Source organism: Paraburkholderia sp. (assembly GCF_035501035.1).
GTDB lineage: Bacteria > Pseudomonadota > Gammaproteobacteria > Burkholderiales > Burkholderiaceae > Paraburkholderia.
Map to the genome: position 1 here is coordinate 1 of NZ_DATJWR010000476.1, position 14,718 is coordinate 14,718.

Here is a 14,718-nt window from a genome sequence, read left to right on the forward strand (position 1 = left end):
TCGATGAAGTCGGTCACCACGCGGCCGCGCTCGCCCAGTTGCGCGAGCACCGCGCCGAACAGCAGCGCGATCAGCAGGATCTGGAGAATTTCACCCTGGCCGAACGCCGAGAACATCGTGTCCGGAATGATGTGCATCAGGAAGTCGACGCTGCTCTGGCCATGCGCCTTTTCGGCGAAGCTGGCCACGGCCTTGGCGTCGAGCGAATGGACGTCGACGTTGAAGCCCGCACCCGGCTTCAGCACGTGCGTGGCGATGAGGCCGAGCACCAGCGCGAAGGTCGAGACGATCTCGAAGTAGAGCAGCGCCTTGCCGCCCACGCGGCCCACCTTCTTCATGTCCTCCATGCCGGCAATGCCAGTCACGACGGTACAGAAGATGATCGGCCCGATCACCATCTTGATGAGCTTGATGAAGGCGTCGCCGAGCGGCTTCATGTCGATGCCGATGGCGGGCCAGTAATGACCGAGGATCACGCCGATGACGATCGCCACGATCACCTGGACGTAGAGGACTTTGTGGAGAGGTTTCTTCACGATGGTTCCTGCGAATGAGTTAAGCCAATGGCCGCGCACTTTCGAGCGCCATGCCGCGACAGGTCGAAACGGGGGATCAGCGAAACCGGAAGATGGGATCGGACATCGGCTGTCTCCTTGATTCTTTTTTTGTCGCGGCCGGGGTTGGCCGCGCGTATCTATTTGCAAGGTCGATGCCAGCGCGCGCCCGCAGGCGCGCCCTTGATTTATAAGGATTTTTTGTGGTCGCGCGCGGGCGACCTTATGGATTTCCGGAAATCCGCCCGAGGGGCGTATGGCTTTCCGTAAGGAACAGCGAAATCAGCCGCGCCCCTTCCACGGCACGAGCCGCTTCTCGAGCGCGCGCATGCCCAGGTCGAAGCCCCAGGCGATCAGCCCGATCAGCACGATGCCCATGACCACGACGTCGGTGCGCAGGAAGCTCGACGCGTTGAGCACCATCTGCCCGAGGCCTGCCGTGGCGGCGACCATCTCGGCGGCCACGAGCGTGGTCCAGCCAAAGCCGATGGCAATGCGCAGGCCCGTGAGGATCTCCGGCAGCGCGGCGGGCAGCACGACGAAGCGCACGATCTGCGCGAAGCCGCCCCCGAGCGAGGCGGCCGCGCGAATCTGCTCGACGCTCGCGCGCTTCGCGCCGGCGCGCGCGGCCATCGCGATGGGCGCGAAGCAGGCGAGCCAGATCACGACGATCTTGGCGGTCTCGTCGATGCCGAACCAGATCACGACGAGCGGCAGGTAGGCGAGCGGCGGCAGCGGCCGGTAGAACTCGAGCGGCGGATCGAGCAGGCCGCGCGCGACGCGCGACACGCCCATCAGGATGCCGACGGGAACCGCCGTGATCGCGGCGAGCGCGAACGCGCCGAACACGCGCAGCGTGCTCCAGAGCAGATGCTCGGAGAGCGGCAAGCCGCCCTGGATGCGGCCTCGCGAGGCGTCGACGAACGCTTGCCAGACGGCTTCGGGCGTAGGCAGAAAGAGCGGCGGCAGCCAGTGCAAATGCGTGGCGAGCCACCAGAGCAGCGCGAGACCCGCCACCGAGGCGGCGCTCAGTGCCGCGCTCGGGCCTTCGCCGGGCATGCGCCAGACTTTCGAGCGAGCGGTTTGTGGCGCGCGCGCTGAAGGCGATTCGCCCTTGCGCGCCTTCAACGCGATTTCCTTCAACGACTCGTGCGGCACGCTCATGCCTGCTCCTCATGCGCGCTTGCGCTTTCTTGAGCATCCGCGTGCAGCAGGCCCACGAGCCGCTCGCGCCACGCGATGAATTCCGGCGACGACTTCACCGCGCGTGCGTCGCGCGTGGCGAGATACTGCCGCGCGAACGGCACTTCGTACTCGTGTTCGATGCGGCCCGGGCCCGGCGTCATGACTACGATGCGCGTCGCGAGAAAGAGCGCCTCCTCCACGCTGTGCGTGATGAAGAACACCGTCTTGCGCGTGCGCGCCCAGACGTCGAGCACGAGCGTCTGCACCGACTCGCGCGTCATGGCGTCGAGCGCGCCCATCGGCTCGTCCATCAGGAGTAACTGCGGGTCGCTGGCGAGCGCGCGCGCAATGCCTACGCGCTGCTGCATGCCGCCCGAGAGCGCGTACACACGCTCGCGCGCCTGTGCCTCGAGGCCGACGAGCGCGAGCTGCTCACGCGCGATACGCTCGCGCTCGGCCTTCGGCACGCGCCGAAAGCGCAGCCCGAGCGCTACGTTGTCCTGAACGTCGAGCCACGGCAGCAGCGCATGCTTCTGGAACACCACGCCACGCTCCGCGCCGGGACCCCGCACGCGCGCGCCGTTCACGCGCACTTCACCTTGCGCGGGTTCGATGAAGCCCGCGATGCAGTTGAGCAGCGTGGTCTTGCCGCAACCGGAAGCGCCGAGCGCGACCACGAACTCGCCGCTCGCCACGTCGAGATTCACGTTCGAGAGCGCCACGTTCGGCGGCGCGCCGCGACGCGCGCCCTCGTAGACGACGGTGAGGTCGCGGATCGCGAGCGCGCTCATGCCTGCCTCCCTCTGCTCAATGCCCAGTGCTCAATGCGCAGCGGCGCGCTGCACGTACTGCGGGTCGATCCCCACCGAGTAGTCGGGCAGCACGTTCTGGATCGTGCCCTGCGCCTTGAGGAACGTCGCCGTCGCGAGCAGCGACTGCGCCGCGCCCGACTGGGCGCCGCCACCCAGCCACGTCTTCGAGGCCTGCTCGGCGGGCGTCGGGAAGGCGTAGAGCGCGAGGCTCGCGGGCACATCGGCGGCATTCGCACCCGACTCCTTCGCCACGGCCTGCACCTGCGGCGAGGCCGCATTCCACGCGGTGCGGTGCGCGCCGTAATCGGCGTCGGCTGCGGCCAGCACCTTCACGAACTTCGCGACGAAATCGCCGTTGTCTTTCGCGAAGCGCCGGTCGACCACGAAGCCGTCGAAGGTCGCCTTGCCCGTGGCCTTCGCCACCTGCCCCGACGTGATCAGCACCTTGCCGTTCTTCTTCACCTCGGCGAGCACGGGGTCCCAGATGTAGGTGGCGTCGATGTTGCCGCGCTGCCAGGCGGCCGCGACCTCCGGCGGACGCAGGTTGACGATCTTCACGTCGGCCGGATTCACGCCCGCGTTCTGCAGCGCGACCAGGGTGTGAAAGTGCGAGGTCGAAACATACGGCACACCGATCGTCTTGCCCTTCAGGCCCGCGACGCTCGTCACGCCCGAGCCGTCGCGCGCGACGAGCGCCTCGGCGTCGTTGATGTTGTCGAGAATCCAGAAGAGCGAGAGGTCCACGCCCTGCGAAAGCCCCGCGGCGATCGGGCTCGAGCCCGCCTCACCCAGTTGCACGGAGCCCGAGGCGAGTGCCCGGATCACGTCGGCGCCGCTCGCGAGCTTGCGGTAGGTGATCTTGTAGCCAGTAGCCTTCTCGACTTCGCCCGTTGCCTGCGCATAGCGCCACGGCACCACCATGTCCTGATACGCGATCACGACCTCGCGCGTTTCGGCATGCGCGCGCGGGGCGCCGAACGCAGCGGCGAGGCAGGCGGCGGCAAATGCAACGGCGACGAACACGCGAGGGCGACGCTCGAGGGCGTTGCCGGCAAAACCGACGGCACTGGTAACACTGGCGGCGCGCGGCGAGGGGTTAGCGCGAAGGGTCATCGTGAGACTCCAGCGGAACGACGTTCGAATGAAAGAAGGTTCCGACTATATGGAGTCTGGCGGCGCCTGGTTCTAATTTATCCGCGTTAGCTAATGACGCTGCTGGAGCATTGCTTTTCGCGCCGGACCGGATGGTCTTGCGATGGACGGACGCCCTGTGGCGAACGGGCGCCGCTCGAGCAAAAAAGCCCGCTTTTCAGCGGGCCTTGCGTGACTGCGAACCACTACGGCGTTCAGGAGATCAAACCACTCCCGCCCCGTGCGCCTGCAGATCGGCGTGATAGCTCGACCGCACCATCGCGCCGACTGCCGCGTGCGTGAAGCCCATCTTGTACGCCTCTTCCTCGTACATCTTGAAGGTGTCGGGATGCACGTAGGCGCGTACCGGCAGGTGGTGCTCCGAAGGCTGCAGGTACTGGCCGATCGTCAGCATGTCGACGTCGTGCGCGCGCAGGTCGCGCATCACCTGAAGAATTTCCTCTTCGGTTTCGCCAAGACCCACCATCAGGCCCGACTTCGTCGCGACTTCGGGATGCAGCGCCTTGAAGTCCTTGAGCAGCTTGAGCGAGTGCGCGTAGTCGGAACCCGGGCGCGCTTCCTTGTAGAGGCGCGGCACCGTTTCGAGGTTGTGGTTCATCACGTCGGGCGGCGCGGCGTTGAGGATTTGCAGCGCGCGGTCCAGACGCCCGCGGAAGTCCGGCGTGAGGATCTCGATGCGGGTTTCCGGAGACTGCTCGCGCACCTGGCGGATGCACTCGACGAAGTGGCCGGCGCCGCCGTCGCGCAGGTCGTCGCGGTCCACGCTCGTGATCACGACGTACTTGAGCTTGAGCGCGCCGATCGTGCGCGCGAGGTTCGCGGGCTCATTCGGGTCGAGCGGATCGGGGCGGCCGTGGCCGACGTCGCAGAACGGGCAGCGGCGCGTGCACTTGTCGCCCATAATCATGAACGTCGCGGTGCCCTTGCCGAAGCATTCGCCGATGTTCGGGCAGCTCGCTTCCTCGCACACCGTATGCAGGTTGTGCTCGCGCAGGATGTTCTTGATCTCGTAGAAGCGCGAGTTGCCCGTGGCCGCCTTCACGCGGATCCACTCGGGCTTCTTGAGCTTCTCGATGGGGATGACCTTGATCGGAATGCGCGAGGTCTTGGCCTGCGCCTTCTGTTTCGCGGTAGCGTCGTAGGGGACGGCGTCGGCGGCGGGAGTGCCTGCGGGGTTCGCGCTGGGGGCCGCGCCGGGGTTCGCGATTACGTCAGTCATTCGTTCGATCCAGTCAGGCCGCCGGTGCAACGCCGGCCTGCGATTGATGCGGTTGCCCGCTCGAGGCCGCCGATGCGGCCGGGTCCACTGCAGCCGCTTCGGCTGAAGGGTCTGTGGCAGCCGCTTCGGCCACCGAAAGAGTTGCGCCAGGCGTTGAACTCCCATGCGCCGCGAGATTCGCTTCGAGCCGTGTCGCCAGCGTGGCGGCCACATCGCGCCAGCTCGCCTCTACGCCCATCGTCGCCATGTCGACGGTTTCGAGGCCCGCATAGCCGCACGGATTGATCGCGAGAAATGGGCTCAGATCCATCGACACGTTCAGGCTCACGCCGTGATAGCTGCAGCCATTGCGGATCTTCAGCCCGAGGGCGGCGATTTTCGCGCCCGCGTGCGCCGCGCTCGCGCCGGGTGCCCTGCTGGATATCCCTTCTGGCACGTAAATGCCGGGCGCGCCCGCTTTGCGCTCACCGGCGAGATTATACGCCGCGAGCGTTTCGATCACGGCGTCCTCGATGAGCGTGACGAGCTCGCGCACCATCAGCTTGCGACGCCGCAGATCGAGCAGCAGATACGCCACCACCTGGCCCGGCCCGTGATACGTGATCTGCCCGCCTCTGTCGATCTGCACGAGCGGAATGCCGCTGTCGGCCACGAGCAGGTGCTCGGGCTTGCCGGCCTGGCCGAGCGTGAAGACGGGGGGATGCTCGACGAGCCAGATTTCGTCCGATGTATCGGCGTCGCGCGCGGCCGTGAACTCGCGCATGGCGTCGAAGCTCGTCTGATACGCCTCGTTGCCACGCCAGCGCACGATGACACGCTCGCCTTCGATGATTGCCGGGTGGGAAGCGGCCTCGGTCGAGCCGGGGTCGGAGGGAATTTGCGGGGGTGATACCGGGGTGGCGCACATGATTTCCGAAGTTTACCGAATTCGGGACAAGCGCGCCGGGCATGCTGCGGATAACGACTGGAGTGGGTTGCGCTCCCACCCCCGCTCGTGTTGCTGCTGAAAAACCTGCTACGCGCTCACACCGTCCGCCACCCATCGCCCACGTGGACGCCCGCACGCTGCGCCATGCGCGCCGCCCAGTCGATCACGCGCTCGCCAAGGCGCGTCGGCGCCGCGAACGCCACCCAGGCGGGCGTCTTGCCCTCCGCGCCGATCCACAGCCGCTCGCCGCGCCGCAGCCGCAGCGTATGGCCGGGTTCGAGCCAGTAATCGGCGGTGTCGTCGCTGCGCGTGACCCAGACGACGCCACACTTGACGACAAGCCGAGTGCTGCGCGTCACGCGCACCGAAGCGGTTTGGTCCGCTGCCACTTCAAACGTGATATCCGAAGAAATTTCTCTCATTTTCGCCTCCGAACGACCTGCTCTGATGGCTACAATCGTAGACACCGCAAGGCATCGAGCAAAACGATCAATTTTCACGGCTATGTGAGAAAAAATACGATATGGATCTGCGCCAGCTCCCCGCGCTGAACGCGCTCAAGGCCTTCGAGGCCGCCGCCCGTCACGAGAGCTTCTCGCGCGCGGCCGACGAACTCTTCGTCACGCACGGTGCCGTGAGCCACCAGATCCGCGCGCTCGAAGCCGAGCTGGGCGTGTCGCTCTTTGCGCGCGAAGGCAAGCGCGTGCGCGTGACCGACACCGGGCGCCGCTACGCCGCCCAGGTGCGCGACGCGCTCAGCCAGCTCGCGCACGCCACCCAGGAGATCCGCGCCGGCGACCGCGACCGGCGGCTCGTCGTCTCGATGCTGTCTTCGTTCGCGGCGCGCTGGGTCACGCCGCGCATCGGCCGCTTCATCGAGGCGCATCCGCAGTGGGACGTGGAACTGCAATCCACGAATTCGCTGACCGACTTCGCGCGCGACGATGTCGACGTGGCCATTCGCTTCGGCTACGGTCACTATCCGGGGCTGCACGCCGAGTTGCTGCTCGACGAGATCTTCTTTCCCGCCTGCTCGCCCAATTTCAACGGCGGCAGGCTGCCCGACGAGCCGCAGCAACTCGCGCGGCTCCCGCTCCTGCGCTCGGACGACGAACTCTGGCGCCCGTGGTTCGACGCAGCCGGCCTTCAGGACCTGCCCGAACCGAAGCGCGGCGTGCTCTACCAGGACTCGTCGAACCTGCTGCAGGCGGCCATCGACGGCCAGGGCATCGCACTCGTGCGCCGCTCGCTCGCCATGCACGAGATCACGCTTGGGCGCCTCGTGCGCCTCTTCAAGGACATCGACGGACCGAGCCCGTGGCGCTACTACTTCATCTGCCCGCCGCAGCGCATGCAGACCGAGCGCGTGCAGGCGTTCCGCGACTGGGTATTCGACGAGGTCGCGCGCTTTCGGCGGCTCTACGAGGACGCCTGCGAGGCCGGCCCGCTGATGACGGCCGCCGCCGCCGCACAACGCGCACGCATGGGCGACATGCCTTGAGCGGCATGTGACTTACACCAGATGCGACAAGGGCCGCACATGGCGGCCCTTGCTGTTCGATCCGTTCGATCCGTTCGATCCGTTTGATCGCAGCGCGCTGAATGCGCCGCGTGCGAGCGTTCACAGCACGATCTTCACCATCGGATGCCCGGTGAGCGCGCGGTAGATGTCGTCGAGATGCGCCTGGCTCGTGGCGCGCACGGTGACCGTGAGGCCCATATAGTTGCCACCGCTCGACGGGCGCGACTCGATGGTCGCGGCGTCGAAGCCGCCGTCGAATTCGCGCAGCACCGTCACGATGGTGTCCTGGAATTCAGGGTGCGTCTTGCCCATCACCTTGATGGGGAAATCGCAGGGGAATTCGATCAGCGATTCTTTCGCTTCGGGGCTACCGGGGTTTCCTGTCTGTGCCACTTTCATTTCTCCACTTCCTGTAGCAGGGCAGCCGGCGCGCCCAGCGCCTGAAACTGCGCCTCGCGTTGCTTCGCGCGCTGGTAAGCCGCATAGAGCGCGGCGTAGACCGGGCCCGGCTTGCCGTTGCCCACCGTCTTGCCGTCGAGCGCGACGACCGCCAGCACTTCCTTGGTCGCCGATGTCACGAGTATCTCGTCGGCCTCGCGCAACTCGGCCTCGGCGATCTCGCGCGCCTCGAAGCGAATGCCGCACTCCGCGGCCAGTTCCTCGAGCAGTCCGTAGCGAATGCCTTCGAGAATCCGGTTGCTGCGCGGCGGCGCGAAAAGCGCGCCATCCTTCACGGCCCAAACGTTCGACGATGACGCCTCGGTCAGCCAGCCATCGCGCAGCTGGATCGTTTCGAACGCATCGTGCTCCGCCGCGTGCTGCGCCATCAGCACGTTGCCGAGCAGCGACGTCGACTTGATGTCGCAGTTGAGCCAGCGCGTGTCCACGGCCGTCACACAGCGCACGCCCTGCTCGCGCTGTGCCGCGCCTGGCAGCTTGAGCGGATTGACCATCGCGAACACCGTGGGCGTCGCCGCCGCCGGAAACGCGTGGCCGCGCGGCGCGACGCCGCGCGTGACCTGCATGTAGACGTTGGCGTGCGCATCGGCCGCGAGCGCGCCTGCCGCTTCGTTCGCCTCGATCAAACGCGCGACGAGCGCGCGCCAGCCGGCTTCGTCGAACGGATTCGCAATGCCCACTTTCTCGAGCGAGCGCGCGAGCCGCGCAAGATGCTGGGCGATGCGAAACGGCACGCGCACGCGCGCCTCGCCCACGGCGAGCGCATACACGGGCACGACCTCGTAAATGCCGTCGCCGAAGATGAAGCCGCGATCGAGCACCGGAATGCGCGCTTCGCCAAGCGGCGTGAGCGCGCCGTTGAGCCAGACGAGCGGCTCGGCAGCTTGCGCCGAAGCCGCTGCCGAAGCCGAGCCGCTGGCGGCCGCCGGGACCGAAGGATCGGCCTTCATCACTTCTTCTTGTTGACCATGAGCATGAGCGAATCCCACACGCGGCCCACGATGCCCGCCTGCGGCACCGGCTCGAGCGCGACGATCGGGAACTGCGTGAGCACCTTTCCGTCCGCGCCCACGAACTTCGCCATGCCGACCTGCTGGCCTTCGGCGATCGGCGCGATCAGCGGGTTCGTCAGCTCGATCTGCGGCTTGGCCTTGTCGGCGGCGCCCTTGGGCAGCGTCACGTACTGGTCCTTCTTCACGCCGACCTTCACGGCGTCGAGCGTGCCCTTGTAGACGTGCGGCGTGGCCACCGCCTGGTTCGCCTGATAGATGCGCGTGGTGTCGTAGGCGCTATAGCCGTAGTTCAGCATCTTCATGCTGTCCTGCACGCGGTCGTGCTCCTTCTGCTCGCCCATCATCACCGAGACGAGACGGCGGTCGCTGCTGCCCGCCATCGGGCGCTTGGCCGACGCGATCAGGCAGTAACCCGCGGCCTGGGTGTGGCCGGTCTTCAGGCCGTCGACGGTCGGGTCGATCCACAGCAGGCGGTTGCGGTTCGGCTGCTTGATGTTGTTGTACTTGAATTCCTTCACCGAGAAGATGCCGTAGTACTCGGGAAAGTCGCGGATCAGGCGCGCGGAGAGCGTGGCGAGGTCGCCGGCCGTCGTGTAGTGATTCGGGTCGGGCATGCCGTTCACGTCGGCGAAATGCGTGTGCGTCATGCCGAGCTTCTGCGCCTCGGCGTTCATCATGTTGACGAAGTTCGCCTCGCTGCCGCCCACGAGTTCGGCGAGCGCGATAGCCGCGTCGTTGCCCGACTGCACGATCATGCCGTACACGAGATCGTGCACCGACACCGGCTTGTTCGCCTCGATGAACATGCGCGATTCGTCGTTCTTCACGCGGCGCACGGCTTCGCTCGGCGTGACGATCTGATCCATCGAGATCTTCTTCGTCTGCAGCGCCTCGAATACGAGGTACGCGGTCATGAGCTTCGTGAGCGAGGCGGGCTCGACGCGCTCATCGGCGTTGCCGGAGGCGAGCACCTGGTTCGCGGTGGCGTCGACGAGCACCCACGAGCGGGCGTTCACCGCGGGCGGCGGGACCTGCGCAAACGCACTCGCGCTCGCGAGGAGCGTGGCGGGCAGCAGGGCTGCGAGGGTGATATTGCGGACGACGGAAGGAGAAACGAAATAAGAAGGCTGGCCGGAGGAGAGAAAACGCATAGGTTCGGGTCGGGCGGAATTTGGGCGGGATGAACGTAGCGCGCCATGTGGCGCACGGTCGGGAAGAGCCGGGATGTCGTTGCCGCGTATGCGCCGCTCGCGGCTAGATACCCACAAAAATGGCGACCATTATACGCGTCACGTCGAGGCGTTTTTTCGCGATGCCACACGTTTTCGCCTACCTGTCGTGCATTTTTCACGCATTTCGCGGGCCATACGCAGGATGACGGATCACTTGCATCGGGCCCCGAAACGCGTGAATCACACGACGGCACGACGCTCAGCGCCACGCCTCGACGATGATGCGCTTGAGGATATGCAGCTTGCGATGCAGGAAGTGTTCTGCCCCCGGAATCACGACGACAGGCAGCTCCTGCGGCCGCGCCCATTCGTACACCGAGAGAATAGGCACGGTGTCGTCCAGCTCGCCGTGGATCACGAGCGTGTCCTCGCGCACGGGCGCGACTTCCCAGCGGCTCGCCGCGGTGCCGACGAACACCATGCGCTCGATCTCGCCGCCCGCTTCGAGATAGCGCTTCGCGACATGCGAGAGCACGAAGGTGCCGAACGAAAAGCCTGCGAGTACGAGCGGCACGTCGGCCTGGCCCGGTTGCGCGCGCATGTGCGCGATCAGCGCGAGCAGGTCGTCCTGCTCGCCTATGCCGTTGTCGTGCGTGCCGCCGGTCGTGCCGACGCCGCGAAAGTTCGAGCGGTAAGTCGTGTAGCCGAGCTGCACGAGCGTGCGTGCGAGCGTTTGCGCGACCTTGTTGTCCATCGTGCCGCCGAACAGCGGGTGCGGATGCGCGACGAGCGCGATACCGCGCGGCGTGGTGCCGGGCTCGGGCACGTCGAGCGCGCATTCGATCTTGCCGACGGGACCGTCGATCTGGAATTTTTGTGTCTGGGCGTTCATCGTGCGGCAGTCCTTGGGGGCCGTGTTCTATTGGCCATGCTTTATTCGCCGATCAGCGGTCGATTTTCAGGCGCTCGACCACCTGGCCGTTCTGCAGATGCGAGACGACGATCTCGTCGATATCGCTCTCGTCGACGTAGGTGTACCAGGTGCCTTCCGGATACACGACGACGGTCGGGCCTTCCTCGCAGCGGTCGAGGCAGCCCGCCTTGTTGATGCGCACCTGGCCCGGGCCCGCGAGGCCGAGCTGTTTCACGCGTTTTTTTGCGTACTCCTGCATGGCCTGCGCGTTGCAGTTCGCGCAGCTCGGCCGGTCCGCACCGGGCTCGCGCTGGTTCAGGCAGAAAAAGACGTGGTACTTGTAGAACGAATCGGTCATGGCTTGGGGTACCGGTGAGTGTCGTGCAATGAGGGCGGGCTTGCTGAGCGCGGGCGGCGCGGCTCGAGGCGCACAGGCCGGCGCGCGGAGGTTGCGTTGCGCGCGAGCAGGCCGCCACGGCGATTCGGTCGATTATAGCGAGCGCAGCGCGAACACTCCGGCGGCACACGCGTGCGCTCATCCGTCATGACGAGCGCGCGGCTCGACGCGCGCGCCGCACGAGCCAGGCCCGTTCGAGCGAGAACGCGGTCCACGCGAGCGCGGCCCACGGCCAGGTCCACGCGAGCCAGCGCGCGAGGCCGTTGAAGTGCAGATAGCGACCTTGTCGCCAGTCCGCCAGCACGACGTCGAAGTACGGGTTCACGGGCAGCAGGTTCACGAGCAGGAGTGCCACGCCGAGTGCGAGCGTCGCCGCCGCGGCACGCACGGCGCGCGGCAGGCGCAGCGCGAGGAGCGCCGCGAGCGCGCCCCAGACGAGCCCCGCGAGCGCCCCCGGGGTCGCCCAGTCGAAGAGAAGCCCGCTTTGCGACTGCAGGAAGGTGGCGCCCACCTTGACGACGAGCGTGGTCGCAATGAGCAGCAGCACGAGCCGCGCGCGCGGCGCGCGCGAGCGCATGGGGAGCGAGGCGAAAGCCGCCGCGCCGAACAGGTTGAGCGTCGCGACGAGCGCCTCCCAGCCGCTATCGGGCAGGCGTGCGGCGAGCGCCTCGGACAGCGAGCGCAGATGCCACGCGGCGGGCGTCCAGGCAAGCACGGCGTCCTGCATCGAGGCGTCGAGTCGCTGCCACAGTGCGCGCGGCCAGTCGCCCATGCCGAACAGGCGCGGCGCGGGGTACATCGTCGCGAACGGCCAGAGCGCCGCGAGCACCATCAGCACGGCCGCGTCGCGCTCGAACCAGCGAAAGCGCAGGCGCCGCAGGAATCCGCGTTCGAGCAGCGCGCCGGTGGCGGGTGCCGCGAGCGCCGCGCCGAGCAGTGCGCCGAGCGCGTTCGAGGCGAGATCGAGATTGGAAGCCACGCGCGTAGGCAGCCAGGTCTGCACGGCCTCCATCACGCCCGAGAGCAGCGTGCCCGCGGCAGTGGCGAGCAGCACCGCCACGAGCCCGCGCCAGCGCGGCCACATCGCAAGCACCATCAGCGCGCCGAACGGCATGTAGCCGAGCACGTTGGTCACGATGTCGAAGACGGTCCAGTAGCGCGGGAACGGATCGCCGAGATAGGCGAAGGGGCTGAGGCCGAGCGAGCGCCAGCCGGAGAACGGGTACCACGAGCCGTAGACGATCAGCGCGGCGTAGAGGGCGAGCGATTGACGCGCCAGCGTCGAGGACCGGCGCGGCAATCGCTCGCTTTCGGCAGCCAGTGCCCCGGCTGGGCGCGCGGGCGCAACGGCATGCGCCGCGCCCGGCGTGTTCGCCTCGCCGCCGGCGATTGCGTTGCGTTCCTCGTCTGCCTTGCGCTCGCCTGCCTTGCGCGCGCCGGCTTTGCCGCCGCGATCGCCAACGCCGCTGCCGCCTTCGCCTTCACCGCCGTCCATGCCGCGCCGCCCGCCGTGCGGGGCGCGCAGCCGGAACCGTCCCGCGTCGATCATGCCGCTGTCCTGCCCTTGCCTCCCGCGCCCCGCCGCCGCATGGCGCACGGCGCACGCGCACGGCCATCAAGTCGCGCCCGCGAGCGTCTGCGTGCTCACCCATGCGCCCAGTTGCTTCGCGAAATCGTCGCTGGCCGCCTGCAGCGCACGCACGCCGCCCGCCGCGTCCGGCGTGCTTGCCGGAGCGCGCGTGACGAACGTGCGCTGCGCCAGCACCCTGCCGCCCTGCATCAGCGTCGCGCGTGCGGCCAGCACGCCCGCGCTTTGCGTCGGGCTCTCGAACACCTGCTCGAACTCGTACAGCTCGATCTTGAGCATGGGCGCCTGCACGGAATCTGCGCCCGAGAGCACGGTCATCTGTGCGCCGAGCGACGTGCGCAGGCGCTCCGTGAGCAGCCGTGCGGGCGACATCGTCCAGCGGCTGTTCGCGTAGCGCGCCGTGCGCTGCGAGTCGGCATCCATCCGGTAAAGGATGCCGTCGTTGTCGAGCGGCGGCGGCGCGACGACCGCCAGCACCTTCAGCACGGGCTTCCTACCAGGTGCGGCAGGCACGGCCTGCTCGCTGCCGCCGGCTTGCGACCCGAGGTCGTAGCGAATGTCGGTGAGCACCGTCGGATTGCCCGCGCAGGCGGCGAGGAGCGTGCCGCACGCAAGCGCGGCCAGCCACGCGAGGCGAGGCCAGACGCGGCCGGTCGGCGCGGCGGGTTGCATCGATCGTGGCGGGCGTGATGAGCGTGACATTTCGATTCCTTCTGATGCGAACGGTACGAGCGGTGCCAACGGTACGAGCGGCGCGTGCGGTGCGCAGAATGCGTCGAGCGGACCAGGACCAGCTCGCGGCCCACGGGTGCTCGGGCACACGCGGCTCACTTCGCTGCCGCAGTGGCAGGCCACGCGAAGCCTGGCTCGCCCGGCCCCGGCGCGGGCTGCGGCACGCCGCCGAACAACACGCTGCGCGGGCTCGCGTTGAAGGCGCCCGCCGCGCGGTCCACCGAGCGCATGGCCGAGCGCACGTCGTCGGTCAGCGAATCGACGCGCGGCAGCGTGTCGTAGCCCACGCGCGCCGAGAGGTCCTGGATCGAGGCGTCGATCGAGGTGAGCGCCGCGCCCGCCTGCGCCGCCGCCGTGCCGGCCTTGTTCAGGTTGGTCTGGAACGGCCCGTCGGGGCGATTCATGCTCGTGATGAGCGTGTTCGTCGACTGCAGCGTGTGCTGCAACTCGGTCACCGCGCCCGGCAGACGGCTCGTGGTCGGCTCGAGCTGCTGGGCGAGCCCGTTCACACTGCTCGCGGCCTGCTGCAGGCTGTTCACGGCCGCCATCATCTGCTTGCGGTTGTCTTCGGAGAGCATGGCGTCGACGTCGCCGGCAATGCGGTCGAGCTTGCGCAGGAGCGCGTCGCCGCGCCGCTGGAGCTGGTCGAGCAGGCCCGGCCGCAGCGGCAGCTCGGCGACGTGGTGCGCGGAAGAAGGCAGCGGCGAGAGGTCGATGCCGTTGTCGTCGAGCTGCACGAAGGCGATGCCCGTCACGCCTTGCAGCGCGAGCGTGCCGAACGTGGAGCGCGTCATCGGCGCCTTCTGGTCGACGAGGATGCGAATGCGGATCTGGCCTGGCGCGTTGGCATCGAACCTGATCGACTGCACCTTGCCGACGTCGAGACCGCGATAACGCACTGCCGCGTCCGGATAGAGGCCGTTCACGTTCGAGCGCGAGATGAGGTCGTACGGCACGCGCTCCGCATGGCTCGCGCTAAAGAAGATGACCGTAAGCGCGATCACGACGAGCAAGCCTATCGTGAACAGACCCGCCCAGAACGCATGCGGTTTGTTTTCCATCGTCAGATTCC

The 14,718-nt window shown here is 67.5% G+C and carries 16 protein-coding genes; 1 reads left to right on the forward strand and 15 read right to left on the reverse strand.

Annotated elements, in window-relative coordinates; translation table 11 throughout:
• The 7 genes from VMJ11_RS32920 to VMJ11_RS32950 form a co-directional block, all read right to left on the reverse strand.
• Positions 1–539, reverse strand: a 539-nt coding sequence (locus VMJ11_RS32920) for a cation:dicarboxylate symporter family transporter (protein ID WP_325625301.1), incomplete at its 3' end; no start/stop codon positions are given.
• A gap of 297 nt (positions 540–836) precedes the next feature.
• Positions 837–1,718: an ABC transporter permease subunit gene (locus VMJ11_RS32925; RefSeq protein WP_325625279.1), complete on the reverse strand. Its 882-nt coding sequence runs from the start codon at positions 1,716–1,718 to the stop codon at positions 837–839.
• A complete protein-coding gene (locus VMJ11_RS32930; protein ID WP_325625281.1) occupies positions 1,715–2,530 on the reverse strand; it encodes a taurine ABC transporter ATP-binding protein in 816 nt (271 codons plus the stop codon). Before VMJ11_RS32930 ends, VMJ11_RS32925 begins: the two co-directional genes overlap by 4 nt.
• A 30-nt stretch (positions 2,531–2,560) precedes the next feature.
• Positions 2,561–3,664: a taurine ABC transporter substrate-binding protein gene (gene tauA, locus VMJ11_RS32935; RefSeq protein WP_325625282.1), complete on the reverse strand. Its 1,104-nt coding sequence runs from the start codon at positions 3,662–3,664 to the stop codon at positions 2,561–2,563.
• A 241-nt stretch (positions 3,665–3,905) separates the two neighbouring features.
• Positions 3,906–4,922: a lipoyl synthase gene (lipA, locus tag VMJ11_RS32940; RefSeq protein ID WP_325625284.1), complete on the reverse strand. Its 1,017-nt coding sequence runs from the start codon at positions 4,920–4,922 to the stop codon at positions 3,906–3,908.
• A gap of 13 nt (positions 4,923–4,935) precedes the next feature.
• A complete protein-coding gene (gene lipB, locus VMJ11_RS32945; RefSeq protein ID WP_325625285.1) occupies positions 4,936–5,829 on the reverse strand; it encodes a lipoyl(octanoyl) transferase LipB in 894 nt (297 codons plus the stop codon).
• A gap of 116 nt (positions 5,830–5,945) precedes the next feature.
• Entirely contained in the window at positions 5,946–6,272 is a 327-nt protein-coding gene (locus VMJ11_RS32950) for a DUF2917 domain-containing protein (RefSeq protein WP_325625287.1), read from the reverse strand.
• Positions 6,273–6,373: 101 nt separating this feature from the next.
• On the opposite strand from VMJ11_RS32950, the gene VMJ11_RS32955 reads away from it, so the two are divergent.
• On the forward strand, positions 6,374–7,351 hold the full coding sequence (locus VMJ11_RS32955) for a transcriptional regulator GcvA (protein WP_325625288.1): 978 nt from the start codon (positions 6,374–6,376) through the stop codon (positions 7,349–7,351).
• A gap of 120 nt (positions 7,352–7,471) precedes the next feature.
• Here VMJ11_RS32955 and VMJ11_RS32960 read toward each other — a convergent pair whose 3' ends face one another.
• The 8 genes from VMJ11_RS32960 to VMJ11_RS32995 form a co-directional block, all read right to left on the reverse strand.
• Positions 7,472–7,765: a DUF493 family protein gene (locus VMJ11_RS32960; RefSeq protein WP_325625290.1), complete on the reverse strand. Its 294-nt coding sequence runs from the start codon at positions 7,763–7,765 to the stop codon at positions 7,472–7,474.
• A gap of 2 nt (positions 7,766–7,767) precedes the next feature.
• On the reverse strand, positions 7,768–8,781 hold the full coding sequence (locus VMJ11_RS32965; RefSeq protein ID WP_325625291.1) for a D-amino acid aminotransferase: 1,014 nt from the start codon (positions 8,779–8,781) through the stop codon (positions 7,768–7,770).
• Positions 8,781–9,995, reverse strand: coding sequence for a D-alanyl-D-alanine carboxypeptidase family protein (locus VMJ11_RS32970; RefSeq protein ID WP_325625293.1), 1,215 nt, complete (start codon positions 9,993–9,995; stop codon positions 8,781–8,783). Before VMJ11_RS32970 ends, VMJ11_RS32965 begins: the two co-directional genes overlap by 1 nt.
• Positions 9,996–10,275: 280 nt before the next feature.
• A complete protein-coding gene (locus VMJ11_RS32975; RefSeq protein WP_325625295.1) occupies positions 10,276–10,908 on the reverse strand; it encodes an alpha/beta hydrolase in 633 nt (210 codons plus the stop codon).
• 52 nt (positions 10,909–10,960) lie between these two features.
• The gene (locus VMJ11_RS32980; RefSeq protein ID WP_028209271.1) at positions 10,961–11,287 is read right to left on the reverse strand and encodes a (2Fe-2S) ferredoxin domain-containing protein; all 327 of its coding nucleotides are present in this window, start codon (positions 11,285–11,287) and stop codon (positions 10,961–10,963) included.
• A gap of 184 nt (positions 11,288–11,471) precedes the next feature.
• Complete coding sequence (locus VMJ11_RS32985; protein ID WP_325625298.1) at positions 11,472–12,875, reverse strand: VanZ family protein; 1,404 nt, start codon at positions 12,873–12,875, stop codon at positions 11,472–11,474.
• 66 nt (positions 12,876–12,941) lie between these two features.
• The gene (locus VMJ11_RS32990; RefSeq protein WP_414694554.1) at positions 12,942–13,586 is read right to left on the reverse strand and encodes an ABC-type transport auxiliary lipoprotein family protein; all 645 of its coding nucleotides are present in this window, start codon (positions 13,584–13,586) and stop codon (positions 12,942–12,944) included.
• A 155-nt stretch (positions 13,587–13,741) separates the two neighbouring features.
• A complete protein-coding gene (locus VMJ11_RS32995) occupies positions 13,742–14,707 on the reverse strand; it encodes an MlaD family protein (protein ID WP_325625303.1) in 966 nt (321 codons plus the stop codon).
• Positions 14,708–14,718 lie beyond the last annotated feature (11 nt).